The sequence below is a fragment of the Paenibacillus wynnii genome, from assembly GCF_030812855.1.
Classification (GTDB): Bacteria; Bacillota; Bacilli; order Paenibacillales; family Paenibacillaceae; genus Paenibacillus_AQ; species Paenibacillus_AQ wynnii_A.
Genome location: NZ_JAUSTK010000033.1, coordinates 33,248 through 56,500, shown reverse-complemented (window position 1 = coordinate 56,500; position 23,253 = coordinate 33,248). Strand labels below are relative to the sequence as shown.

General features: G+C 47.3%; 17 protein-coding genes and 1 pseudogene. 2 read left to right on the top strand and 16 right to left on the bottom strand.

Features of this window, described 5'->3' with window-relative positions; all coding sequences use genetic code 11:
• Window positions 1-326: 326 nt before the first annotated feature.
• Window positions 327-869: an NADPH-dependent FMN reductase gene (gene ssuE / locus J2T20_RS22405; protein ID WP_307591724.1), complete on the bottom strand. Its 543-nt coding sequence runs from the start codon at window positions 867-869 to the stop codon at window positions 327-329.
• A 434-nt stretch (window positions 870-1,303) separates the two neighbouring features.
• Here ssuE and serS point away from each other — a divergent pair, with 434 nt between their 5' ends.
• The gene (serS, locus tag J2T20_RS22400; RefSeq protein ID WP_307591728.1) at window positions 1,304-2,596 is read left to right on the top strand and encodes a serine--tRNA ligase; all 1,293 of its coding nucleotides are present in this window, start codon (window positions 1,304-1,306) and stop codon (window positions 2,594-2,596) included.
• A gap of 110 nt (window positions 2,597-2,706) precedes the next feature.
• On the opposite strand, the gene J2T20_RS22395 is transcribed toward serS, so the two are convergent.
• From J2T20_RS22395 to J2T20_RS22345, 11 genes are all read right to left on the bottom strand, one after another.
• Window positions 2,707-3,345 carry a histidine phosphatase family protein gene (locus J2T20_RS22395; RefSeq protein ID WP_307591722.1) on the bottom strand — a complete coding sequence of 213 codons (639 nt, stop codon included), beginning with the start codon at window positions 3,343-3,345 and terminating at the stop codon, window positions 2,707-2,709.
• A gap of 83 nt (window positions 3,346-3,428) precedes the next feature.
• Window positions 3,429-3,944, bottom strand: coding sequence for a hypothetical protein (locus J2T20_RS22390; RefSeq protein ID WP_307591721.1), 516 nt, complete (start codon window positions 3,942-3,944; stop codon window positions 3,429-3,431).
• Between the two features lie 49 nt (window positions 3,945-3,993).
• Window positions 3,994-5,577 (bottom strand): response regulator, encoded by a 1,584-nt coding sequence (locus tag J2T20_RS22385; RefSeq protein WP_307591719.1) that lies wholly within the window; start codon window positions 5,575-5,577, stop codon window positions 3,994-3,996.
• Window positions 5,574-7,505: a cache domain-containing sensor histidine kinase gene (locus J2T20_RS22380; protein ID WP_307591718.1), complete on the bottom strand. Its 1,932-nt coding sequence runs from the start codon at window positions 7,503-7,505 to the stop codon at window positions 5,574-5,576. The genes J2T20_RS22385 and J2T20_RS22380 overlap by 4 nt, the downstream gene beginning before the upstream one ends.
• 54 nt (window positions 7,506-7,559) lie before the next feature.
• Window positions 7,560-9,248 carry an extracellular solute-binding protein gene (locus J2T20_RS22375; protein ID WP_307591716.1) on the bottom strand — a complete coding sequence of 563 codons (1,689 nt, stop codon included), beginning with the start codon at window positions 9,246-9,248 and terminating at the stop codon, window positions 7,560-7,562.
• Between the two features lie 111 nt (window positions 9,249-9,359).
• Complete coding sequence (locus J2T20_RS22370) at window positions 9,360-10,250, bottom strand: carbohydrate ABC transporter permease (protein ID WP_307591714.1); 891 nt, start codon at window positions 10,248-10,250, stop codon at window positions 9,360-9,362.
• Window positions 10,251-10,268: 18 nt separating this feature from the next.
• The gene (locus J2T20_RS22365; protein WP_373457844.1) at window positions 10,269-11,198 is read right to left on the bottom strand and encodes an ABC transporter permease; all 930 of its coding nucleotides are present in this window, start codon (window positions 11,196-11,198) and stop codon (window positions 10,269-10,271) included.
• A 233-nt stretch (window positions 11,199-11,431) separates the two neighbouring features.
• Window positions 11,432-14,659 (bottom strand): cellobiose phosphorylase, encoded by a 3,228-nt coding sequence (locus tag J2T20_RS22360; protein WP_307591712.1) that lies wholly within the window; start codon window positions 14,657-14,659, stop codon window positions 11,432-11,434.
• Between the two features lie 25 nt (window positions 14,660-14,684).
• Window positions 14,685-16,025, bottom strand: coding sequence for a glycoside hydrolase family 30 protein (locus tag J2T20_RS22355; protein WP_307591710.1), 1,341 nt, complete (start codon window positions 16,023-16,025; stop codon window positions 14,685-14,687).
• A gap of 111 nt (window positions 16,026-16,136) precedes the next feature.
• The gene (locus J2T20_RS22350; RefSeq protein ID WP_307591708.1) at window positions 16,137-17,159 is read right to left on the bottom strand and encodes a LacI family DNA-binding transcriptional regulator; all 1,023 of its coding nucleotides are present in this window, start codon (window positions 17,157-17,159) and stop codon (window positions 16,137-16,139) included.
• 53 nt (window positions 17,160-17,212) lie between these two features.
• Window positions 17,213-17,728: a hypothetical protein gene (locus J2T20_RS22345; RefSeq protein ID WP_307591706.1), complete on the bottom strand. Its 516-nt coding sequence runs from the start codon at window positions 17,726-17,728 to the stop codon at window positions 17,213-17,215.
• A 253-nt stretch (window positions 17,729-17,981) separates the two neighbouring features.
• Between J2T20_RS22345 and J2T20_RS22340 the strand changes: the two genes are divergently transcribed.
• Complete coding sequence (locus J2T20_RS22340) at window positions 17,982-18,785, top strand: HNH endonuclease (protein WP_307591704.1); 804 nt, start codon at window positions 17,982-17,984, stop codon at window positions 18,783-18,785.
• 320 nt (window positions 18,786-19,105) lie between these two features.
• On the opposite strand, the gene J2T20_RS22335 is transcribed toward J2T20_RS22340, so the two are convergent.
• The 4 genes and pseudogenes from J2T20_RS22335 to J2T20_RS25930 form a co-directional block, all read right to left on the bottom strand.
• Complete coding sequence (locus J2T20_RS22335) at window positions 19,106-19,942, bottom strand: sugar ABC transporter permease (RefSeq protein WP_307591703.1); 837 nt, start codon at window positions 19,940-19,942, stop codon at window positions 19,106-19,108.
• Window positions 19,939-21,246 (bottom strand): sugar ABC transporter permease, encoded by a 1,308-nt coding sequence (locus tag J2T20_RS22330; protein ID WP_307591702.1) that lies wholly within the window; start codon window positions 21,244-21,246, stop codon window positions 19,939-19,941. The genes J2T20_RS22335 and J2T20_RS22330 overlap by 4 nt, the downstream gene beginning before the upstream one ends.
• Window positions 21,247-21,265: 19 nt before the next feature.
• Window positions 21,266-22,600 (bottom strand): sugar ABC transporter substrate-binding protein, encoded by a 1,335-nt coding sequence (locus J2T20_RS22325; protein ID WP_307591700.1) that lies wholly within the window; start codon window positions 22,598-22,600, stop codon window positions 21,266-21,268.
• Window positions 22,601-22,937: 337 nt separating this feature from the next.
• Window positions 22,938-23,088 (bottom strand): annotated as a pseudogene (locus J2T20_RS25930) (IS701 family transposase); the annotation flags it as partial.
• Between the last annotated feature and the right edge of the window lie 165 nt (window positions 23,089-23,253).

The window sequence follows — 23,253 nt, the reverse complement described above, 5'->3', positions numbered from 1 at the left end:
TTTTTTTCACTTTATCCAAAAAACACAACTGTAAAATTATTACTTTTTTAGTTTTTCGATTTCGTGTAAGGTTCTATGCATGTCTAGTGCACAAACTGCAACTAAAAGAGATCAGAGCCGCAGCCTAGCTCAACGCGTTCACCATACTCACCGTACACACCATACACACCGTACACACCATACACACCATACACAAAAAATTACATTCATGCTCACATAACCTTAAAAGCCCCTTCCTGCCTGAGATCAGGTAGAAGGAGCTTTTTGCTATTTCCTTTAGACTTCTGTAGATGCTTAGATTTCTGTAGGGGCTAAAACCCCAGCTTTTATCTCAAAGCTCTATGCTTTATTTCCTCGGTCAACTCCTGAAGCGCCTCTGTTAGGCGCAGCTTAAGCTCATCTGCAAGCTCTACCTCTCCGAGATCATTACGGACAGCCTGAGAGTCCACTGCATATACACCGCCCAGAATATATCGTGCGCCAAGCACGGACAACACCGGCTTCAAGGCATAATCAATCGAGAGCAGATGCGCAAGACTGCCACCCATGAATAGTGGGAGTACGATTTTGCCGGCCAATCCTTTTTGCGGAACAAGGTCTAAGAAGGTCTTGAGTACACCCGTATAGGACGCCTTATACACCGGGCTTACAACAATAACACCGTCCGCTTCCGCTACTAGCCCGTTAGCTTTAACAATGTGTTCACTTTCAAATTTGGTATGAATTAAGTCTTCCGCTGGCAGCTCCACTACATTAATCCGATCGACCTCAAAACCGTTGTCCCTTAAGTTGGCCTCCGCATACTCAATCACAGAGTTGATACGGGATACCATGGAGGGTGTTCCGTTGATAACTACAATTTTGGCCACTGCTTCCACCTCTTCTATCACTTTTATGGGCTGTACCATCAATTCCGACAAGAATACTATAGATTAGTTAATGATGATCGTAGCAAAAAAGACACATGTTTGTCAAACTCCTTGCATCGGCTGTTATACTGCGATATACTAATCGGCAATAATACATTTAATCAGGCCAATGAGCGGCATCCAACCGTGAGGCGTCTGCGACCGGAGCACAAGTGTTTGGCTCTCTAAGTTCACCGGGATTCGCCCGTTACAGCGATAACCAAAGAGGTTCGGATCACCTGTAAGACAGGGATTCGTTCAACCTGGGTGGCACCGCGAGCTAACGCTCCTCGTCCCATGGATGAGGGCGTTTTTTGTATTTTTTTAGAGAAACGGGCGCAAGTTCCAATAGAACAGCGCAGCTGTTTCATCTTCTGACAAAAGGGGCGAACGGTATGCTGGACATGAACTGGATTAGAGAAAATGCGGAGCTGGTTAGAAAGACTGCAGAGTGGAAAAGAATTGAGCTGCCTTTGGATGATCTATTGGAATGGGATAACAAACGGCGGGCTTTGCGGCAGACAACGGAAGCGCAGCGGGCGCTGCGTAATGAACTGACCAAAGATGTAGAGCGGCTTATAAAGCAGAAGGATACAGCAGGCAGTGAGAACCTCAAAGAACAAGTACGGGAAATAAACAACAGTCTGACTGGGCTTGATGCAGAGCTTATCGAAGCGGACCGAAACTGCCGGGAGCTGCTGTTAAAGGTACCCAACCCGGTATCGGACGATACACCGATAGGGCGGGATGACAGCCAGAATGTTATGATCCGTCAGGTAGGCGTTCTGCCTGAATTCACGTATACACCGCGAGATCATGTAGAGCTTGGAGAATTGCATGATATGATCGATATTCCACGCGGTGTCAAAGCAGGCGGCCCCCGAAGCTATGTCCTTAAGGGAGCAGGCCTCTACCTGCATCTTGCGGTACAACGGCTTGCCTTGGATGTGTTAGCTGAGCGCGGCTTTACGGTGATGGATGTACCGGTAATCGTTAGACCGGAGGCGCTGGAGCGTACCGGGTTCTTCCCGACAGGAGTAGAGCAGACGTATGAACTGAACGGGGAGAACCGCTGGCTCGCCGGAACCTCGGAGGTATCGTTGGTTTCACTATATAGCGATGAAATTATAGAGATGGATTCACCCCTCCGGTTGGCCGGGATGTCGGCCTGCTTCCGCCGTGAGGTAGGATCAGCGGGCCGCGATGTACGCGGATTGTACCGAGTGCATCAGTTCTCAAAGATCGAGCAGGTCGTCATGTGCGAGAATGATGCCGCCACTTCGGAGAATATACTGCAGGAAATAACCGCTAATGCGGAGTACATTTTGGAGCTGTTGGAGTTACCCTACCGTGTAATGGCGGTCTGTACCGGAGACATGTCACAGAAGACACATAAGCAATACGACATAGAGACTTGGATGCCTAGCCGCGATGCCTACGGGGAGACACATTCGGCTTCGAACCTGCTCGATTTTCAGGCCCGCCGTTCAAATATCCGCTACCGCGGCCCTGATGGGCGGCTGCAATATTGTCATACATTAAATAACACGGCAGTTGCAACACCAAGAATCCTCATCCCACTGCTGGAGAATCATCAGCTCGAGGACGGCTCGATTTACATTCCGCCTGCGCTGCGTAAATATATGGACGGCAAGGACAGACTGGAACTCCCTAAGGGGCGGCTGTAACAGCCATATTCATGAGAAAAAAGCGGTTCCCGGGGGCAGAAAAAACGCCCCGGAACCGCCTTTTTTAGTGGATGCCAAATCCACGTTAAAGCTTTTAACTATAATAAATTCTAGGATTGTATCTCGCCTGGATTCTTTTCGTAATGGCTTATATCCCCGTGAAGCAGGATTTCCGCTTTCCCGTCCTTAAAATCAATTCTGGACAAACAGGTAGGATGAATATAAGGCAGATCCCAAACCTTATTCATGGCTCTTCCCTCAAAATAGGCCATCAACACCTTAATGACTACCGTATGAGTAACAATTAGAACGGATTGGCCTTCATGCTTAGAGATAACTTCCTTCAGTTTACTCAAGGCCCGTGATTGGACCTCTGCGAATGTTTCACTACCCTCTACACTGAATTTGTCAGGATCCTCCCAGAAATATCGGTATTGCTCTGTGTACTCAGACTCGAGCTCCGAAGACACGCAACCCTCCCAAGCTCCCATACAAATCTCCTTAAATTCATCAGCTGTCTTCAAAGGAACTCTGCGCTCCCCGAGTATAATCTCTGCCGTCCTTAGCGCACGAGGACTGGGGCTTGAATAGACGGCATCTAGACTCACCGCCTGCATCCCCCGATTCAGCCACTCCGCCTGCTGCAAACCAAGCGGTGTAAGCGCCGAATCCATATGCCCCTGCATACGATGCTGTACGTTCCATTCCGTTTGTCCATGACGAGTCAAATAAACGGTTGTTACACTCATTAATGGTCCCTCTCCTTATGGTTCCGTTTGATTTGGGTTACCTCTCATGTACTTAGTCCCTTTCATTCCTGGGACATTTTACTCTACATTCCGCCACATGAGCCCATTTCCTCGAATTCAAATGTACTTATACACTTCATTCCGCCACATGAGCCCATTTCCTCGAATTCAAATGTACTTTTACACTTCATTCCGCCACATGAGCCCATTTCCTCGAATTCAAATGTACTTTTACACTTCATTCCGCCACATGAGCGCATTTCCTCGAATCCAAATGTACTTTTACACTTCATTTCGCCACATGAGCCCATTTCCTCGACTTCAAATGTACTTTTACACTTCATTCCGCCAAATGAGCCCCTCTCCTCGAATCCAAATGTACTTTTACACTTCATTTCGCCACATGAGCCCATTTCCTCGACTTCAAATGTACTTATACACTTCATTCCGCCACATGAGCGCATTTCCTCAAATTCAAATGTACTTATACACTTCATTCCGCCACATGAGCGCATTTCCTCAAATTCAAATGTACTTATACACTTCATTCCGCCACATGAGCCCATTTCCTCGAATTCAAATGTACTTTTACACTTCATTCGGCCTCAGGAGCACTGTTTCCTCTAATTCAAAATACTTTTACCTAAGCTACAGCTCCTGATCATCCCGGGCGAAATACCCTTCCATCAGTGACTTCGCTCTATATTCACCGGGAGAAATACCCTCCAGTTCCTTGAAGACACGCGCGAATTGCTTGCCGCTCTCAAAGCCAACGGCTTCCGACACTCCGGCAAGCTTGCAGCGGCTTCCAGCCAACAATCTTTTGGCATGGTGGATGCGTACTTTTTTCAAATATAAGACAAAGCTCTCGCCGGTGTAGGCCTTGAAGGCTTCGCTGAAATAGGAATAGTTCAGGGATACATGATTACTTACCATAGCCATATTCAGCGGGCGGAAATAGTTGGCTTCTATATAGGCCAGCGCTTCCTTCATATCGGCATGCTCGGTGTGCGCGGACCTAACTCCCATAATATATTCATTCAAGTCGATGAGCAGGTGCTCCAACGCCCGATAATAGTCGTGAAAATGGCGGTAGTTATACATATTACCGACCGTACGGTACAGCTTCAGCACTTCCACAGAGGCCTCCCCATGTACCCGAAATACCTCATCTAACACCCGTTCATTTATTTTGCGGCCCACGGTCTCCAGATAGGACAAGTCCAACAGCTTAAGATGCTCCGTCTGAAAAATAACAGCAAGCAGGCTCTTCATTTCCTTCTCCCGCTCGGTTCCCAACATATTAAGCAGCTTACGGAGTTCTTCCTCCGGTGCAGGGAAGCTGAGTCGTCCCTCTCTAACCTCTTCGAAGTCTATATAGTTGGATTGAGGATACAAAAATGTGTACTGCATAGCCCGGCAGGCTTCCAAATAGCAGGATCGTATATCATCAAACGACTGACATTCACTGCTAATTCCAATTAACAGACCTCTAAGTTCCCTGGCTTCCGCCTGCTTGGAAAGTTCCTCAAAGCTCTGCTTATGACGCCCAATCAGTACTAACTTCCCGTCCCAATCCGTCAAAGTCTCCATAAACATACTCTTCAGAGGGCCGTTCAACCGTTCGATCAGTCCCTCTACTTCTTCAGGTTTCATCCGTGAACCGTCGCTATAATAATAATTCAGTACACCTAATGTAAAAGGAAAGGCCAGATCTTTCAGAGCTTCCTGCTCTTCACGTTCCAACTGTACATCTTTTTGCATTAACAGTGCCCGTAAGCGGGTGGAACGCAGCTCCTTGCGGAATTTTTCGGCTTCTTGCTCCAATTTAAGCTCTGACTGCTCCTGATTTTTCAGTTCCTTGTCGATCCTCTCCAGAATATCAAAAAGTTCATCACGGCGTATGGGCTTCAGCAGATAGTCTTTGACACGGTACTTAATTGCACTTTTGGCATATTCGAAGTCATCATACCCGCTCAAAATCACCACCGCCGGGCCTTCACCAGCCCCGCTACCTGTAGATAAATGTTCCAAAAGCTTCATTCCATCCATCACCGGCATACGAATATCCGTAATTATAATATCTGCGCGTTCCCTTTGAAACAGTTCCAGCGCCTCAGCGCCATTCCCAGCCGTTTCGATCGTATAGCCGGATGGGAATTCCCGTTCTATCATCGCTCTCAGACCTTGGCGGATATTCTTCTCATCATCTACGATTATCAGTCTCTTCATGGTTGTTTATCTCCTGTCAAAAGAACTTTCGGTAACGTCATGAACACCGTTGTCCAGCTTCCGGCCTCACTTTGCAACTCGAGCCCATACTCTTCGCCATAGAACAGCTGCAGACGCTGATGTACATTTCTTAATCCGATTCCGCCTGCTCTACGGTCACTGATGCCCACTCCAGGTAGACTTGGATTCGACTCCTCCTTAGCGTAAACAGACGCGTTCAGAACCGATAAGCGCTCAGGTGTAAGACCGATACCGTTATCACGAACTGCGATGAAAATATCACCCTCTGCTTCCGAGATATCGATATGAATGGCCCGGTCCTCGAGTCCTTCTTTCTCACCGGACCAGGCATGTTTGACGCTATTCTCGACAATAGGCTGCAGTGACATCTTAAGCACCTCCAGCTCTAAATATAGGGGCTCCATATTCAAAATCAGCACAACAGGATATTCAAAGCGGATATTCATCACTTCAATGTAATTCTCAATATGCCGTATCTCATCCCGCAGCTTCACATATTCGCCTGACCATTTAAAATTGTAGCGCATCATGCCCCCAAGCGAAGTCAGAGCGTCCGATATGGTCCGCTGATTCTCGATTTCAGCCAGCATTTTAATATTTTCGAGTGTATTATACAGAAAATGTGCATCAATCTGATTGTGTAAGGTACGAAGCTCCGCTTCCTTCGATAAAGCCTGCTTCTGTACGGCTTGAGCCACCAAAGTATTAATTGTATTCATCAGCTTCGAGAAATGATGCGCCAATTCACCGACTTCCCCGCCGCCCCGGATGGTGATCCCGCCGTATGATTCACCTCTGCGCACTTTTTTCATGGTTTCGGTTAAGCGCCGCAGGTTCTTCAGAATAAACGCATTAAGCACGTAAGCAATGGCGGTCACTAATATAATAAAGCCGATGTTGGCTCCGATAATTAAGTTGCGGGTATGTGAGATGTCCTTCATGACACCGTCCATGGAAACTACATTGAGCAGGTAGGCATTAATCTGCTCCAGCGGTGTATTAATCAATAGAAATGATTTACCGTTCTCCGTATAGTTAATATCCCAGTCGCCTGTCTTTCTGTACGATTCAAGACGACTTTTGATCGCTGCAGACATTTCCTTATTATCCGGCAGAAAGGAATGGTCCGAACGTGTAAACAACTGCATATCCTCATCAAGCAGGAACATCTGGGACTGACTGTCCTGAACGGTGGTATAGGTCTTCGGTGTAAACCGCTCCAGCAGCATATCGACTTGTACCATCCCAATATGGTTATCCTCCGGAATACTCATTTCACGCAGCAGGGATACCTTGGGCACAATCTTCGGGGTTTGCCCGAAGAAACGCTCCATCAAATCACGGTCACTGTTCTGAAAAGACCATGACAACCTCCCTTTCAGTTTTAGCGCTTTCTGATACCACAGTTCAGAAGCCACCCGACTCTCACGGAAAATAATAGGCCAAATCTCATGGACATTGCTGTTCGAATATAAGCGCAAGTGTTCAATGCTCGGATTATTATATTGGATGCGTGTCATATTTCTAAATACATAAGTATTAAAGTCAATCAGCTCTCCTAAATCCGGCTCTTCCGTATTTTCCAGATAATCCTGCACATCCTTATCCTCATACGCCATTTGTACAGCCCGTTCCATCGCTTCAATCTGATTATTGATATGCAGCTTCTCCATCTGCAGCAGATAGCTGTTCTTGTCGATCGCATCCCGGACGTAGGTATTATTGATGGCCTTATACGAATAAAAGGACACCATTAAGCAGGGTCCCAAAATAATGAAAATATAGGCGGCAATCAAACGGCTCTGCAATGAGCGTCTCCCCCACCAATACGTAAATGAATCCCATAAGGCTGCACTCCGCTTACCCGGTTCCACGCTGTAATGTTCACCTCGCTGTTGTACGTCCATTTATTTTAAACGCCCAAAAGCCCGCGGTCAGCGGGCGTTTTGAACAATTCTATTTTACATGCCAAGTTTTTTCTTGTTCTCTTCATATTTCGTTTGTTGGAAAGCTAGCACCTTATCAAAGCCCAGTTCCTTTTGTTTGTTGAGGTACTCTGTCCAAATTTTGTCGAATTCAGCATCGGACGGAGCCATCAACGCCTTAGGCAGCACTTTGCTGCGCAGCTCTTTCGTTTTGGCTAAGATAATACCTTCAGGAGAGTTGGCCAATGGATCAATCTGGTCAAATTCAGAAATACTTTGTGTTTTTCCTCTCGTCCAGTCTTCCAGCTGTTTGAAAGGCTCAACTGCTTTAGGTGTCCATTGATCTGTGATATTTGTATTCATCAGCATCCAGAAGGTAAAGGAGGATCCGTATTGCTTGTCGAATGCAGAACGGTCTTTATTCATCAGATCGAATACTTCAGGTTTAAATTGGTCTTTGCCATCAATAGTATCATAGCTGACGCCCTTTTCACCTAAGTAAAGGTCTTTATTGCCCTCTTCACTGTTCAGGTAGCTGAGGAACTTGATAGCACGCGCTTTATCCTTCACGTCTTTGGAGATAAGGGTTACTGTCCAGCCGGAAATAGCAGGGCCGTTCAGAGTTGGTGCATCCAGGTTAGTGTTAGCAGGCCCATCCACAGCGATATAAATCTTGTTCGGGTCTTGCTGATACAGTGTACCGAGCTGCGCTGCAAAGTCGGAACGTTGATACAGCATCGCGAAATAACGGCCTTGGGCGATTTTTTCTTCCATTTGCGGACGTTTGTCGATAAAGATATCCTTGGCAAGCAGTCCGTCCTGGTTAGCTTGACGAAGTGTCTTCATCCAGCTGATGTATTCTGGGTCTGTCTCACGTTGATACAACTTTCCGTCTTTTTCTCTTGGAATAGCAAGGAAGTTCTGAATGTATTGTTCCAACGAATCGTTACCGGTTGCGGTAAATTCATGCAGACCCAGCGGGATCATCGGTTGGCCATTGATATCAGGGAACTTCTCTTTGGCTGCCTTCAGCGCGTTCAAGAATCCTTCAGGTGTCCGCATGTCCGGGCTGCCAATTGCTTCATAGATATCCTTGCGGACAACGAAGGTTTGATTCGATACATATTTTTCTCCATATTTCTCATAGTCGGCTGGAGAAGAGGAAGCGTTAGGATAGCCGTAAACATTGCCATCTTCTTGAGTATACCATCCAAGCTTGTCAGGATCGGATACTTTGAAGAAGTAAGGATCATACTCATCAGCTAATTTATTTAGCGGAAGCACGAGGTCGCCTTCGATCATTTTCTTCACAGCATCTTCATACCAGCCCAGCGTGATGAAGTCAGGCAGCTTGCCGGAAGCAATCAGGGTGTTCAGCTTCTCGTTCTCGTTACCAGCAGGAACGATGAAGTTAATATCAACACCGGTTTTCTTAGTAATATATTGGGAGGTTGGGTCTACACCCCATTTATTAGGGAACCAAGCGAAATTCAAATACCAGTCAAAAGTGATCGGTGAAGTATCAGACATCCATCCGGGCTCATCTGCAGATGGCGGAGCCTTTGTAGGTTCTGTTGTTGCAGCTGTATTTGTCGTTTTCCCGTTGTTAGCCTTACCCTCGTTATTCTTGTCACCGTTGCCGCTGGAACAAGCTGCTGTTGAAAGTGTCATAATTAATGCCAGCAACATCAGCACCATTTTCTTTGGCTTACGTTTTATTCCCATGCTTTTTTACCCCTTTTCTGAGAATGTATAATTATAAGTTATAACTCCAGGATCGCTGTAAACGACTGGAGGAGTTACCGTTGTGCCGGAACTTTATGTTCCATTCTTCACTCAACCCTTGATGGAGCCAATCATCATTCCTTTAACAAAATAACGCTGCAGGAACGGGTATACGAACACAATCGGGAGTGTGGTGACCACCATGGTAGCCAGTTTAATCGATTGTGAGGTTACCGTCTTGGTAAGGGCGCTGCCTTGAACGGCAACCATCATCTGGCTAGAACTGGACTGCGCCACAACCCGGTACAAATACGTCTGGATCGGCTGCAAGCTCTCATTGTTGATGTAAATCATCCCCGTAAAATAATCATTCCATTGATAGACACCATGGAATAACGCAATGGTAGCGAGGACAGGCATGGATACCGGCAATACAATTCGTAGGAAGATAGACCAGTCATTAGCCCCGTCAATCCGGGCCGCTTCCTCTAATCCTTCCGGAATTTCCCGGAAGAAGGTCATAAGAATTATCAGATCGAAGAAGCTGAACAATACCGGAATAATATAGACCCAAAAGTTTTCCAGCAAATGTAGATCCCGAATCAGCAGATAGCTCGGAATGAGCCCTCCCCCGAAAAAGAGAGTTACTGTTCCCATCAGAATATAAACCTTGCCTCCAACCAGATCCTTACGGGAAAGCGCATAAGCAACCATGGCTGTAAAGAATACATGGGCAACTACGCCGACTAATGTCTTGGCCACGGTAATCCACATGGCTTGCATAATGCCGGGGCTTGCGAATACGGCTTCGAAATTCTTAAAGGTGAACATGCGGGGCCACCAGTAAATACCACCCAGCATAGCGTCTTTGCCATCGTTAAAAGAGTTAATCAGCACGTACCAGATAGGGTACAGGGTAATGAAGCATATACATAACATGAAAACATTATTGGCTAGATCAAAGATGACTTCGCCCGTCGTTTTTCTCTTCAGAGCAAACATGTGCAGGTCCTCCTTGGCCTAAAACAACGATGTGTCGTTGATTTTTTTGGATACTTGATTGGCAATCAGCAGCAAAATGAGAGCGATAACTGATTTGAACAGCCCGATAGCAGCAGAATAAGAGTAACGACCCGATAGCAGGCCCGTTTGGTACACATAATAATCAATTACGTTACTGGAGCTATCGTTCAGCGAATTGCGCAGGACCAGAATCTGGTCAAAGTTGGAGTTCAACACTCCGCTGACCGCGAGAATAAACAGGATACTGATCGTTGATTTGATGGATGGAAGAGTAACAAACCACATCTTCTGGAACCTTCCGGCTCCATCAATCGTTGCCGCCTCATACATCTCGGGAGACACGCCGGCAATCGCTGCCAGGTAGATGATGGCTGACCAGCCAAGCTCTTTCCAGATATCAGAGGTGATGATAATGGTCCAGAAATGCTTAGGTTCAGCCAAATACGTAATCGGTTGGTCTATAACATTTAGCGCCATCAAAACATGGTTGACAATCCCCACATCCGCCAGCCATGTAGCGAGAATCCCTCCAAGCACCACCCAAGAGAGAAAATGCGGCAGGTAGGAAATCGTCTGAATGGCTTTCTTATACCTGATGGAGCGAATCTCATTCAGAAAAAGTGCGAATATGATCGGCAATGGAAATCCGATAAACAACTTGATTAAACTTATTCCCAATGTGTTTCTCATGACATTCCCAAAGTTATCGTCCGCTAGAAACTCCCTAAAATGGGTAAGTCCTACCCAGGGGGCCTCGGATATCGACTTGACGATGTTGAATTCCTTAAAAGCAATAATGATGCCGTACATCGGAATGTAGTTGAATATAAACATCCACACTACACCGAGAAGAGCCATGGTTTGTAAATGCCGCTGGGCTACAATTCTCCTCCAGAGTTTATGCCGGGGGTTCAAGCTGTTTTTCATACCCTCCGGTATCATTGGATCCATTTGCAGGGGTATCGCTCCCCCTTCAGTTCTATTGTTTTTCATCTTCCAAACCTCCAGGCTGTCTTCTCTCTAAGCTCCTTTAAAAGCGCTTACAATCTATATACTTATTGTATTTGCTTTCGCCTGCAGTCGTAAGGCTTCATATTTTGGAATAGGGGGTCCATTTTTCGGATTGCCTGTATGACCTCGTAAAATAACCCCCACTCCGCTTATTCCAGTACTACTTTAATAGCTTTGATCTCCCCACGGCGCAAGGCTTCCGCATGTCCTCCTGACAGCAACGAACTGGAAACTTCGACCACAGTTCCATCTTGGTATACGAGCATTAGACTCTTTATTACAGCTCCGTTCTCGCCAAAGGTATCTGCCCGCCGCGGATTGTAATAGGTCACTTCAGTGCTTCCCAGGAAAATAAATGAGAGAATTCCGCGCTCATCGAACAGCCAACCCGGCAATATTGGAGCCAAACTTAAGGCAAGCTCTCCATTCATAACCGAGAATACCTTTTTACCTGCCATCATGACTCTCCACATGCTGAGGAATTCAGCTGTGGAACCGCTAAGTCTGGCCACGAACCCTCGGCCATGAACACCGGGATCCGGATTCCCTCCGGTAGCAATAAACGATGAATTCTCCAAAGTGCTGCGCCCGTACACAGCAGGATCAAGGAACGGTACTAGCGAAGTCTGGAGTTCTCCGTAGAACTCTTCATAAAGCCCTGCCTTCAGCAGCTCCAGCAAATACTTGTAAGACATATGAAGGAAGTTCGATTCCCGTTCCAGCCAGCCCGGTGTAAAGGCCCGCATGCGTCCGATCTCATGGGATTCAGCGTCAAGACTGACAGAGGTCTGGTACATGGATGTTTTGGAATCGTACAACCCTGTATTTTTGATAGAATCATAGACATTCTTTGCCTGTTCACGGTCTTTCAATGTCTTCAGCCAGCGTGTCGGTCCTTCCAGAAAATACGGTAGTGCAAAGACTTCGAATTCCTCTACTACAGCCTTTGGAAGTCCGTAAGCGCTGATTACCGGATTCCCCTCTTCATTGGTAACCGGGTGAAATCTCGTAGCCTCAAAGCGGAAATAAGTCGGCGTAAGCCCGTTGCCGAGCGTTATCGCTTGGCTGATGCCTTCCTCGATTTTGATCAGAAATCTAGTAAGAACCCCTCTAAGATCCTCAAGTGAAACCATAGATTGCAGGCCGGTAATGCCAAAACGGATAGATTCACGATAAACCTCACGCGCCGTTGCAACAGCATCCCAATAACGGAATTGCGTAAGCTCCCCATTCAGCACGGAAATCACCAATTGGTTAACACTCTCCAGGAATTGGGACATTTCCACCGGCAATTCTACGGTCGTCCCGGCATTCTTCCGATCTGCGAGCAATTCCAGCAAAAAGACAACGTTTCGCTTCAGTTCAAACGTCTCACTCATCCCTGAACCAAACAGTCCCGGCAATCCGTTCATGGCGTCATTCCAGCCCGGTTTGTTGCCCTCCATCTCTACACCCAGTCCGTATGGATCAAGGGTAGCGAACTTATTCAGAGTAAGCGAAAACATCTTCACAAATAAATTGCTGCGGTAGATATCGCCATGTCCGCCGTCCGTTCGCAGCCAATGGGTATCCCCTGCCTTTCGATGCAGCTTGTGCAACTTCTCCTCATCCTCCAAGAGAGCACCATACTGCCGGACCTTATCTCCGTTCAACACATATTTCTCACTGCGTGGCTGAACATACGCCGGACTGTCATAGAAAGCGTAGCTCTCATCGCCAAACAGCAGTTCTTGCCTTTTGTCTGGGAAAATATCCAGATAACCCTCTACCAGATCCAGATTATACGTCCAATGATCCGACCAGAAGCCTTCACCGAAAGAAGCTTCTATATTCTGCTGCGATAGAGAAAGTATGAACGTCAGGAATTCGTCCTCGCTCACTGTCAGCGTAAGGTTATGGTCAGCAATGTAATTGATCAGCCGTCCCGGAGTGAATTTCCCTCTGCACAGCTTGACCAGCTCCTTATGATGATCAGGTGCAGCTTCTTTAAGCCAGGTTTCCAGCTTGTTTGTATGCTCATCCTTCACTTCAAAGCTCGTCCCTTGCACACTCAGCGGATTATAACCATCTGCCTGGATCAGACTATAGAACATTTTGATATTAAAGCTTCCTACCTTTGGATTGAAGAAAACATCATTGCGACGGTTTTGGTTCATGTCCCGGAAATTTCCGTTTCCCTGCGAATAATACTCCGGTGCCAATGAGAAAAAGTTATAGTCCCGCTCCATATCCCCGTGTTTGCGCGAATATAGGTGTACCACATTACCATCCGCTCCATTATCAAAAATAAACGGATATCCGCCGCGCAGGAAATTGTCCAAATAGGATTGCTGGCAATAGGCATCGAACAATGGCGACGAAGTATGTGTGGCAATGTCTGCCGTCAGCTCCCCGGTTAGATTCTCAGCCTCCTGCGCTTTGGTAGTTATATAAGCTTCTGTACATAACAAGTTGGATTTTTGATTGATTTTGTCGATATCATTAACGTGCCCAACGAGTGTGTTAAGGATTAGACTGCCGCCGGAGGACAAAGTACGTGTCACTCCGCTGAAGCCGCAGGGAACCTTATTCACTGGATATTGCGGCAGCTTCGCGAGCTCTGAGAGCGGCATTTCGGCAAAACGGTCGGGATAAGCAAGCGAGGTATTCGACCCGAACACAACCTCGAAATCAACAATCGGCGCAATTCTCTCTCCCTCTGACGTAAAGGACAAATAGAAATGACCGCTCGTGATTTCGCTAATCTGTGCATCATCGTTCGTACTGGAACGCAGCTTGTAGAACGGAATACCGTTCTCCAAATTGTATACATCCATCCAGCTGCGGAGCAGGTTGCCAATCTCCTTATAGCTGCTGTTCTCAACCCCGTAAGGCAGGACTTCAGGAAGACCGTCTAGCAGCTCAAGCTCTATATCCCGCCCGCTGATATTCTCAATTTCTACCCGCCGTACCAATGCCGCATAATCATCATTGGGCAGGTTGAAGTAATGGATACGGGTCTTCAGCCCGTGTCCGGCATGGCTTTCCTCGATGATTAATCCATTCGGAAGAACAGTCATAGTCCGCTTCGCCGCCGCATCAGGCCGGGCGGATTGAAAAGGCTCATAAACTTCCTGCTCTCCTTTGAGTTTGATAAAGGTGCGGAAACCCGTAGCCGCAACGTTTTTATACGAAATGTTCGCCGGAGAAAACTCCATGATCGGAGAGTTTTTATCCCTAACGCCGAAGCTGCATATTCCCTGTCCCCGATTCACATAGAAGGTCCACATCGGAATGCCTTTTAGCCCGGCCAGACCCGGCAGAAAGCTGGCAAACGGCTTCCCTTCATCAAATCCCTCAATTACGAATTTCCCGGCATCAAAAAAATATTTAGTCATGAGTAGTATCCTCCCAAACTTTTTATTATTCAGAAATTACATGAGTGACGATAGAGTGCGGCGGCAAATGTGATTCAGCAATGTCACCGCTGAGCTCTAAGGTGACGGAACAGGCCTCGTCACTTTCATTCATCAGTACAAGGGCAAGGCTTCCATCCGGGTTCCGGAAGGCTGTCGACAATACACCCTTTGCCTGCGAGTCCAGCCCGATGCGAACCGCGCCAGGTGCGATATACTTGCTGAAATGGCCGATATAATAATAGGAGCTGTTATAGTGGATCTCATCTGTAGTCGTATCCGCAATAATCGGGGCATCGCATAGATTGCCTACGTGATTCGGTCCCCCCGTCTCATCCAGCACCAGATTCCAATCCAGATAGCCTTCCGTCCACTGATTTAAATCACCGATCATATTCCGCCCGTAGCGTTCACCGGTGAACCACTCACCCAGCTTGACCCCGCCCTCCTGACAGCCTTCCGTGAACAGCAAATGCTTATCAGGAAACAATTCATGAACCTGCCCGACCTTCTCGAACTCTTCTCCGCCGTACCAGTGAATACCCGTTCCCCATACATACTTCGCCGCTTCGGGATCCGATAAAACAACGGAAGCACGCTCGACCATGATATCGCGGTTATGATCCCAGATCACGATGTTGACTGCGTCTAACCCTGCCTCATGCATCACCGGGCCTAGATGGTTTTTGACAAAATCCCGTTCTTGTTCAGCCGTGTACTCGCAAGAGTCCCATACCTGAACTGCAGCCGGTTCATTCTGTACAGAAACCGCCCAGATCGGTACACCTTCCTTACCGTAAGCCTCAATGAATTTGGTATAATAACGCGCCCATGAATCGGCATATTCAGGTAATAAGGTACCTCCGTTATTCATCTCTCCATTGCTCTTCATCCAGGCCGGCGGACTCCATGGAGAAGCTAGCATCGTGAATTCCCCGCCTCGCACTTCCATGGCATCCTTGATTAACGGCAGCACCCACTTATGATCATGGGAAATATCAAAGGTCGCCAGTTCCTTATCGTTGTCTTCCACATAAGTAAAGTTGCCCAGTGAGAAATCACAGCTGTGAATATGTACTCTACCCATGCTGTAAGCCAGTCCTTCTACCGGATGGAAATAACGATGAATGATTTCACTCCGCTTCTCTGGACTCATCCGAGATAGCGTATAAGCGGCGGATTCAGTGAATGCCCCTCCGAATCCAAGCATCTTCTGGTAACCAACCTCCGGCTGCAGCACGATATCGGCTTGCTGCCCTTGAACTTTTGCCGTAAAGACGATGCCTTGTGCAGGACTTAATCGATCCCCTGTATTTTTTGCTGTTAGAGTCGTTTGAACCTTTGCCATTACGCTCATCTCCTTATTTCAATAGAGTCGAAACCGGTTTCGATTTAATCGAAAAAAAATCACTTCTTGTAAAAAGCAAATGCGCCTCCGCACAAAGTGGCACTAATCCTTCTAGCGACCCGTTACAGCTGGAGGTGCACATGAATCTCTCACGATAACTTGTGTAGGCAATACTAATGCTTCAAGACCTTTTTCAGACCCATTAATAGTATCAAAAAGAACCTCCGCCGCTCGACTTCCAAGCAGGGCTGTATCTTGACGAACGGTCGTTAAAGCCGGCGAAACATACCTTGCCAAATCCACATCGTCATATCCCATGACGGAGATGTCGCCAGGGACAGTTAGGCCACTGTCTTTCACTGCCATTATAGCTCCGAGTGCAAGTAAATCACCTGATGCGAAGACTGCCGTCGGTCGTTCCGGGAGCTCCAACAGCTGCTTCATCGCCTCATAACCGCTCTCAAGCGTGTAGAATTCGCCGGTCACGATATATGATTCCTGGCGCTCCAAATCCCATTGATCCAGCGCCTTCTCATATCCCAATTGACGCCTGCGTCCCGGAAAAGTATTCATACCGCCCGAGATATGAGCAATTCTACGATGACCCAACGAGACCAGATATTCCATCGCCTGAAGTGCACCCGCTGAATTATCGGAGCAGACCGTATGGGACTGAGTGGTCTCAAAATCCATAATAACTGTCGGGATATCACTGTTCAGCAGCTCTTGGAAATAAGGATCAGTATAATCTGACAAGAAGACAACAACCCCATCGACTCCACGAGTTCGACAATTTTCCAGATAGCCGCTTTGCTTCCCTCCTACGTCCTTGGAGATAAACATGAGGTCATAGCCTTTGGCAACAGCAACCTGCTTGAAGCTCTCGATCACTGCACTAAAGAATGGATGTCTAATACCGACTCCCGTACTTTCCACGAACAGGATTCCGATGGTCCATGATTTCTTGGTGGTCAGTGTTCGGGCATGTGCGTTAGGCACGTATCCCATTTCCTGAGCCGTTCTGAGTATATCCAGTCGGGTCTTTTCCCTAACATCCGAATAATTATTGAAAGCTTTAGATACGGTTGTTGGTGAGTAACCGGTTTTTTTGGCAATGTCGTATATAGTGGTCAATCCGGTACACCTCTGCCCTTAGAGAATGAAAGCCCTTTCTGTTCACTGACATTTTAACGTCTTTCTGCAGCATCGTCCAGTACAAAATATCTCTGAACAACAGGCAGAAGGGTAACTACCTGAATAAGCAACCCCAGACTCATATAAAATACGTGAATAACCTCTACCGCATTAACCATATAAGTCTCTACCATAATCCAAATAATCTGCCCGAAGCCGATGTATAGGGATAAGGCCCATGAGCTATGCAAATCTTTGAATGGATTCAGCCTATCAGCAAATTTCCATTCCGGTCTTTTGGTCAATCCGTAAAGCACGAGCATAGGTAGTAAACCAAATACAAGCATCAGCAAAATACCCGGCAGCAGAAAATTGGAGAAGGGGGATCTTTCTAGAATAGAAACCGGCATACCTATCATTTCTCCGCTAGGATCAATAATTAGCACCAGCCCTCCTCCAATCGCACCTAAACCTAAAAAAGCTTGAAGAATATACAATAATGTGACAGCAACCGGTCTTTTGTACTCTTGTTGTATCGTGGTGTGGACAGGGCTTGTTGATCGTCCCATTCCTATTCCCCCATTTCATTTATACCTAACCCTTGGAGCGTGATAGATAACCTAAATTTACAATATTTCCCTCACAAGCGCCGAGACACATATCACATTAGAGGACGTTTGAACTCTCGGGCTCGGGTGTGAACAGTTGAACTTTGCGTTATACTTGAGAGAAGAATGCAAACTTTCGGGGCTGATCCCCGAACAATAAATAATAACGAGGTGAACAGGACGCGGGCAGTCGTCAGCCCATCCGAGCATGCTTATGACCGATACCCATCCGCTTTCATCCAAAATATGTGCGTATTGCCTTCAGGATAAGCCTCTTTCCGAATTTCGGCGCCGGACCGGCAAACGTTCTAAGGGCCAGTCCCGCCGCGGTGCCTGCCGCGATTGCCGCAAACAGCGGGAGGTAGAGGCCCGAAAGACGTTGCCCGTGCCGTCCTCATTAATCCCTGAAGCACCGCCTGCAGCCAAGCCTAAACCGCGTTCTTCACCGAGGCGTTCACGCAGCGGTACAGCAGTGCCGGTGCTGCCTGAATTACAGCCTCTATCGGAAGGGGTAAGAGAACCATCCCCCCCTGTACAATCCTCACAGGAGCCGCAACGATCGCTTACTTCTGTTAGCAGCACCGCGCGGCGCCTAGGAGCAGAGCAGCGTCGTCCTTATGCTCACCCGAGAGGTCCGAAGCCTGATCCTCAGGACTTCACTGCGCTCGTCCCCTCCGCTCAAGGCATGATTCTGATGCGGGGACATAGCGACAAGGGACGGCGGTGGCATCAGGAGATTGATCTGGAGCTCGCGGCCATTCTGGTGAAGGAACATGCTGCTGTAGTTGTTAACCGCCGCACGATTCGCCGACTGTTCAGCAATAGGGACTTTCGCAGTTATATCTTGACGCGGGATCGTTATATCTGTCATTTCTGCGGCTTATACGGTGATACTATTGATCATCTGCTTCCGCGTGCCAAGGGCGGCCACACCACACCTGTGAACTGTGTCTGCGCATGCAACCTTTGTAATCAGACAAAGGCGGATCAGTATGTAGAAGAGTTCATGGGGCGTTAAACAGCAGCTGTATCAGGAAAACTATAGTGCTCTGTAGTGATTGATATCTACAAGAAACGTTGGTAGATCGAAGTATTTTCCCGCTGGATACCACAATACTCCACAATTCTTCCAAGTATGCCCGGAATATCCTGAAGTTGTTTTGCCGCAGAACGGGTAAACGATACACAGGACTCCAGCAATAAGTGTAATTTTCGGATGAAAAATAGCTCCCCTCTCAGAACCTTGCTCTTCTGAAAAGGAAGCGGTTTTTATGGTTTCAAGCACATGTTCTGTTCAATCACAAGCAACAACCTTACGAGAGGGGGTCGTTATCCGTATTAGCCTTTGCTTGCACCTGCCGTCAGGCCGTCCACCAGGAAACGCTGAAGGAAAATGAACAGCAGCGTGACCGGAAGGGCGACCAGCACGGCTCCGGCGGCGAACAACGTAAATTCTGTCGAGTTGCTTTGATTCACCATCCGGAAAAGCCCGACGGCGAGCGTTCTAGTCTCCTCCGTACGCAATACAAGGTCAGCAAATATGAAGTCCACAAAGCAACCGTTAAATATCATAAGACTGGCATAGGTGAGCATCGGCTTGGACAGTGGGATCATTATGGAGATAAAGACTTTCATATGACTCGCCCCATCCATTCGTGCAGCATCTTCCAGACTTTTAGGAATGGTATCAAAAAAACCTTTAGCCACAAAAACATTCGTGATAATTGCACCGCTACTGTATACGAGCACAAGCGCCCAATGGGAATTCAGTAGCCCCAGTGTGTTCAACAGCACGTAAACTGCAATCATGGCCATGAATCCTGGGAACATCTGCAGAACCAGCAGCGCGGTAAGCGTAGTTTTTCTGCCCGTGAATCGATACCGGGAGATGGCATACGAAGTCAGCAGCAGCAGGAAGGTGCCAAGCAGCGTTGACAACGCCGCGACTTTAAGTGTATTCAGGAACCATAACAGATATTTTGTCTGCTCGAACAGTTCCTTGTAGTGAATAAATGTAAATTCTTTAGGAATCAATGAGTCACTGAACAGACTATTTCCCGTCTTGAACGAAGACATAATAATCCAGAAGGCCGGGAACAGGCTGATGAAACTGAGCACAATCAGCAGAAAATGGCTTACAAATGTTTTTATCGCTTCCGTCAGTCTTAGCTTCATGCAATCATATCCTCCTCTTTGTAGGATCGCGTCCGGCGGTAGCTCCAGATGGAGAAGGTCGCGACCAGTAGGAAGATGACAATCCCGATTACAGAAGCAAAGCTGTACTGCGACTGGTTAAGCGCCAGTTTATAGAGCCAGGTAACCAGCAAGTCGGTGTGGCCCGCGTACTGGTAATTGGGATTGACTGGTTCTCCGTTGGTCATTAGATAAATGACGTTAAAGCTGTTAATGTTGCCGGCAAACTGCATGATCAGGATGGGAGAAGTCGCGAACAACACCATGGGCAGCGTAATCATGCGGAATTTAAAGAATGACCCGGCTCCGTCCACCTCGGCCGCTTCGTACATATCCCTTGGAATAGTCGTCAACACCCCAAAGGCTAGGATCATGGTAACTGGAATTCCGATCCACATGTTAGCCAGAATTACCGTGACTTTAGCCCAAAACGGATTAGTCAGCCACGCCACACCCTCGAGTCCCAAGGCTCTTAAATAACTATTGATCGGTCCGAACTGATTATTGAACATATTGCGCATGACGAGCAAAGAGATCATATTGGGAATGGCGAAGGGAACGATCAGAAGCGTGCGCCAAAGCTTTTTGCACCGAACACGGGGCTGGTGAATAAGCACAGCGATGAGCACACCTCCAATGTAAGTCGTCGCAGTGGCAATGACCGCCCAGATCAGTGTCCAAGTCAGCACTCCACCGAAGGTGGAACTCCAAACATCCAGAGTAATCATTTTATTGAAATTTCCGAATCCCACCCATTCTACAAGATGCGCAGGCGGCAGAATCGGGTCGGCATAGTTCGTAAACGCCAGGAGCACCGAAAAAACAAGCGGCAATATCGTCAGAAAAACCACGGCCACAAAGGGAATCGCCAGCACAAGATAGGCAAAATTTCTGCGGCCCATATATCTGAGCGATTCACCGAATGAATGAATTGGCTCTTTCCGGTCCTGCGCAGCTCCAACCAAGAAGGCGTCCCTGATGTTCAGCAAATGAAAAGCTGTGTAAAAGAGCAGCGCCTGCAAAGCCATCAGGCCATCAATCATCATAAAAATGGAATGGTCGCCCTCCACCATCCGGGTCAGCTTCCCTACCTTGACCATTCGGCTCGGGAATTCACCAAGTGTGATCAAACCGCGCAAATGACCGGCTAGATCATGGGCGATAAAATAGATCCCGGCAGACCCCACCAGCAGGAATACCAATCCTTTCAGCCATTGTCGGTTGTAGAACTGGCCCAGTCCTGGAATAACAGCCGAAAGTAGCGCTGCGCCTGTTTTTTTTTGCATAAGTCAAACCACCTGTCCTTTATTTCGACTCCAGATCGGACTGAATCGTCTTTACTGTCTGATCCAGCGTCTTCTTGACATCGAGACCCGGGTCGTTCCACAGGGATACAAATGCTGCCTTTAGCGGTTCCCAGACGGATTTAATTTCCGAAATGGAAGGCATCGGCACGGAATTTTGGAACTGATCGAAGAATCCGCCGATAATTGGATCATCTTTGATTTCCGGCGCTTCTCCAGCTTCAATGTTCGCAGGAATCGCCCCTGTCATCTTAAAGTTCTTGAGCTGATTCTCCTTGTTGCTTGCAAAATGCGCGAACAAGCGGCCTGCGATCGGATATTCCGTATAGGAATTGACATAATACGATTTAACACCGGAAAAAGAAAAGCTGTCTTGTCCGTCAGGCCCCTTCGGAAGAGGAGCCACGCCCAGGTTTACATGATCCTTGAACGCCGCTACGGACCAAGGCCCGTCAATGTTCATCGCCAGCTTGCCTTCCTGGAACAATTGTGTTTTTACGTCATAAGTAATATCGCCTGCATTCAGCGGCAGAATGTTTTTCAGGCTCTGAAGAAAGGTAAATCCTTTGACGGTGCCTTCGTTATTCAGACCGATATCCTTGATATTCGTATTGTTGTCACCGTAGATGTATCCGCCGAAGCTGCCGATGAACGGATAGCTGTAATATCCAACGAATTCCCACATGATCGCAAATTTGTTCTCTTTCGGATTATTGTACGTATTGGCAAAAGAAATCACATCATCCCAGGTTTTTGGAGCCTCGGAAATCAGGTCCTTGTTGTAGAACAGCGCATAGGTTTCCACCGATTTAGGATAACCGTACAGAATGCCGTCGTAAGACGATGCCTGCACAGCCGTCTCCACCATGGTGGATTTCGTTTCTTCCTCAAAAATATCATTGGGCAAAATCAACCCTGCTTTGACGGCCTGCCCGATCTGGTCATGTGGGAGAGTCAACACATCGGCGGCTAGTTTGGAAGGGCCGTCCGTAGCCAATCTTGCACCCTGATCGCCGCCCGCCATTTCCTCCACCGTGACGGGTACGCCGTATTCTTTTTCAAAATCAGCGGCAACCTGCTTCATGTAGTCAAGCTGCTCCTTGGCTTCCCAGACCATCAGTTTGGCCCCTGCTTCTGGCTTCATTTCCTCATCCTCGGCATTCGTCTCATTCGAGGTCGCCTCTGGATCGTTCACGACGGAGTTCGGGCTCGAGTCAGGTTTTGACGCGGAGTTTCCATTGCCTGAACCACAAGCAGTGACCGACAAAGCCAACAGCAGACTCAGGACCAAGCTAAATGTTACCGCTTGCATTTTGGAGCGTTTACTCTTCTTCATTTGTTCATCTCCCCTTCATTCATGAGTGATCAAACCTAACACGCATAGTAAAAAAAGCATAGAAAAAAGGTACAACCTCTTTGCACAAAGTGCCGAGGTTGTACCTTCTCAGGTAGCAGTGCCTTTAATTTGGATGCGTGTTATGAAAAATCAAGTTCGTTCGCCCTCATTCTATAATATCCGTGAAATCTACTGCAATAATTAAATAAGTCCAAATTGGACGATTTTATGATATTAATGATATTTTTTCTTTATTTTCCTCTCCATTTCTATTATATACTATAAATTGAGCAAAAACGGATACAGAAAATTCTAAAAGATATTTAGGCAGCTCACAAACCGTATGAAACGGAACGCCCTTTTGGACGCACTCGTAGACATACCGAAGGCGGTCTTGCTGAACCTGCTTGCGCAGAACGAACCTGGTAGGTGTCAAAACCCAAGTTATTTTTGGACTGGCGAAAGAAGATTTCGATGGACCAGCGTTGTGGTGACTACTTTTTTATCACAAGGAAAGCACTTTGTCTCTATTCTTTTGTATTTTACAGTTTACTGGAAGTGAATCTGCTCATTTATAGCTATATACTAAATATTTCTTCCTCCAAATTTGGCTCTTTCTCGAAATCAATGCTTGATTTTCCGTTTACGTCACT

Bases quoted from the DNA above. Each gene is read 5' to 3' on its own strand.
- serS (WP_307591728.1), top strand. From the start codon at position 1,304: ATGCTGGACATGAACTGGATTAGAGAAAATGCGGAGCTGGTTAGAAAG.
- J2T20_RS22395 (WP_307591722.1), bottom strand. From the start codon at position 3,345: ATGAGTGTAACAACCGTTTATTTGACTCGTCATGGACAAACGGAATGG.
- J2T20_RS22390 (WP_307591721.1), bottom strand. From the start codon at position 3,944: ATGAAGTGTAAAAGTACATTTGAATTCGAGGAAATGGGCTCATGTGGC.
- J2T20_RS22385 (WP_307591719.1), bottom strand. From the start codon at position 5,577: ATGAAGAGACTGATAATCGTAGATGATGAGAAGAATATCCGCCAAGGT.
- J2T20_RS22380 (WP_307591718.1), bottom strand. From the start codon at position 7,505: ATGGACGTACAACAGCGAGGTGAACATTACAGCGTGGAACCGGGTAAG.
- J2T20_RS22375 (WP_307591716.1), bottom strand. From the start codon at position 9,248: ATGGGAATAAAACGTAAGCCAAAGAAAATGGTGCTGATGTTGCTGGCA.
- J2T20_RS22370 (WP_307591714.1), bottom strand. From the start codon at position 10,250: ATGTTTGCTCTGAAGAGAAAAACGACGGGCGAAGTCATCTTTGATCTA.
- J2T20_RS22365 (WP_373457844.1), bottom strand. From the start codon at position 11,198: ATGAAAAACAGCTTGAACCCCCGGCATAAACTCTGGAGGAGAATTGTA.
- J2T20_RS22360 (WP_307591712.1), bottom strand. From the start codon at position 14,659: ATGACTAAATATTTTTTTGATGCCGGGAAATTCGTAATTGAGGGATTT.
- J2T20_RS22355 (WP_307591710.1), bottom strand. From the start codon at position 16,025: ATGGCAAAGGTTCAAACGACTCTAACAGCAAAAAATACAGGGGATCGA.
- J2T20_RS22345 (WP_307591706.1), bottom strand. From the start codon at position 17,728: ATGGGACGATCAACAAGCCCTGTCCACACCACGATACAACAAGAGTAC.
- J2T20_RS22340 (WP_307591704.1), top strand. From the start codon at position 17,982: ATGACCGATACCCATCCGCTTTCATCCAAAATATGTGCGTATTGCCTT.
- J2T20_RS22335 (WP_307591703.1), bottom strand. From the start codon at position 19,942: ATGAAGCTAAGACTGACGGAAGCGATAAAAACATTTGTAAGCCATTTT.
- J2T20_RS22330 (WP_307591702.1), bottom strand. From the start codon at position 21,246: ATGCAAAAAAAAACAGGCGCAGCGCTACTTTCGGCTGTTATTCCAGGA.
- J2T20_RS22325 (WP_307591700.1), bottom strand. From the start codon at position 22,600: ATGAAGAAGAGTAAACGCTCCAAAATGCAAGCGGTAACATTTAGCTTG.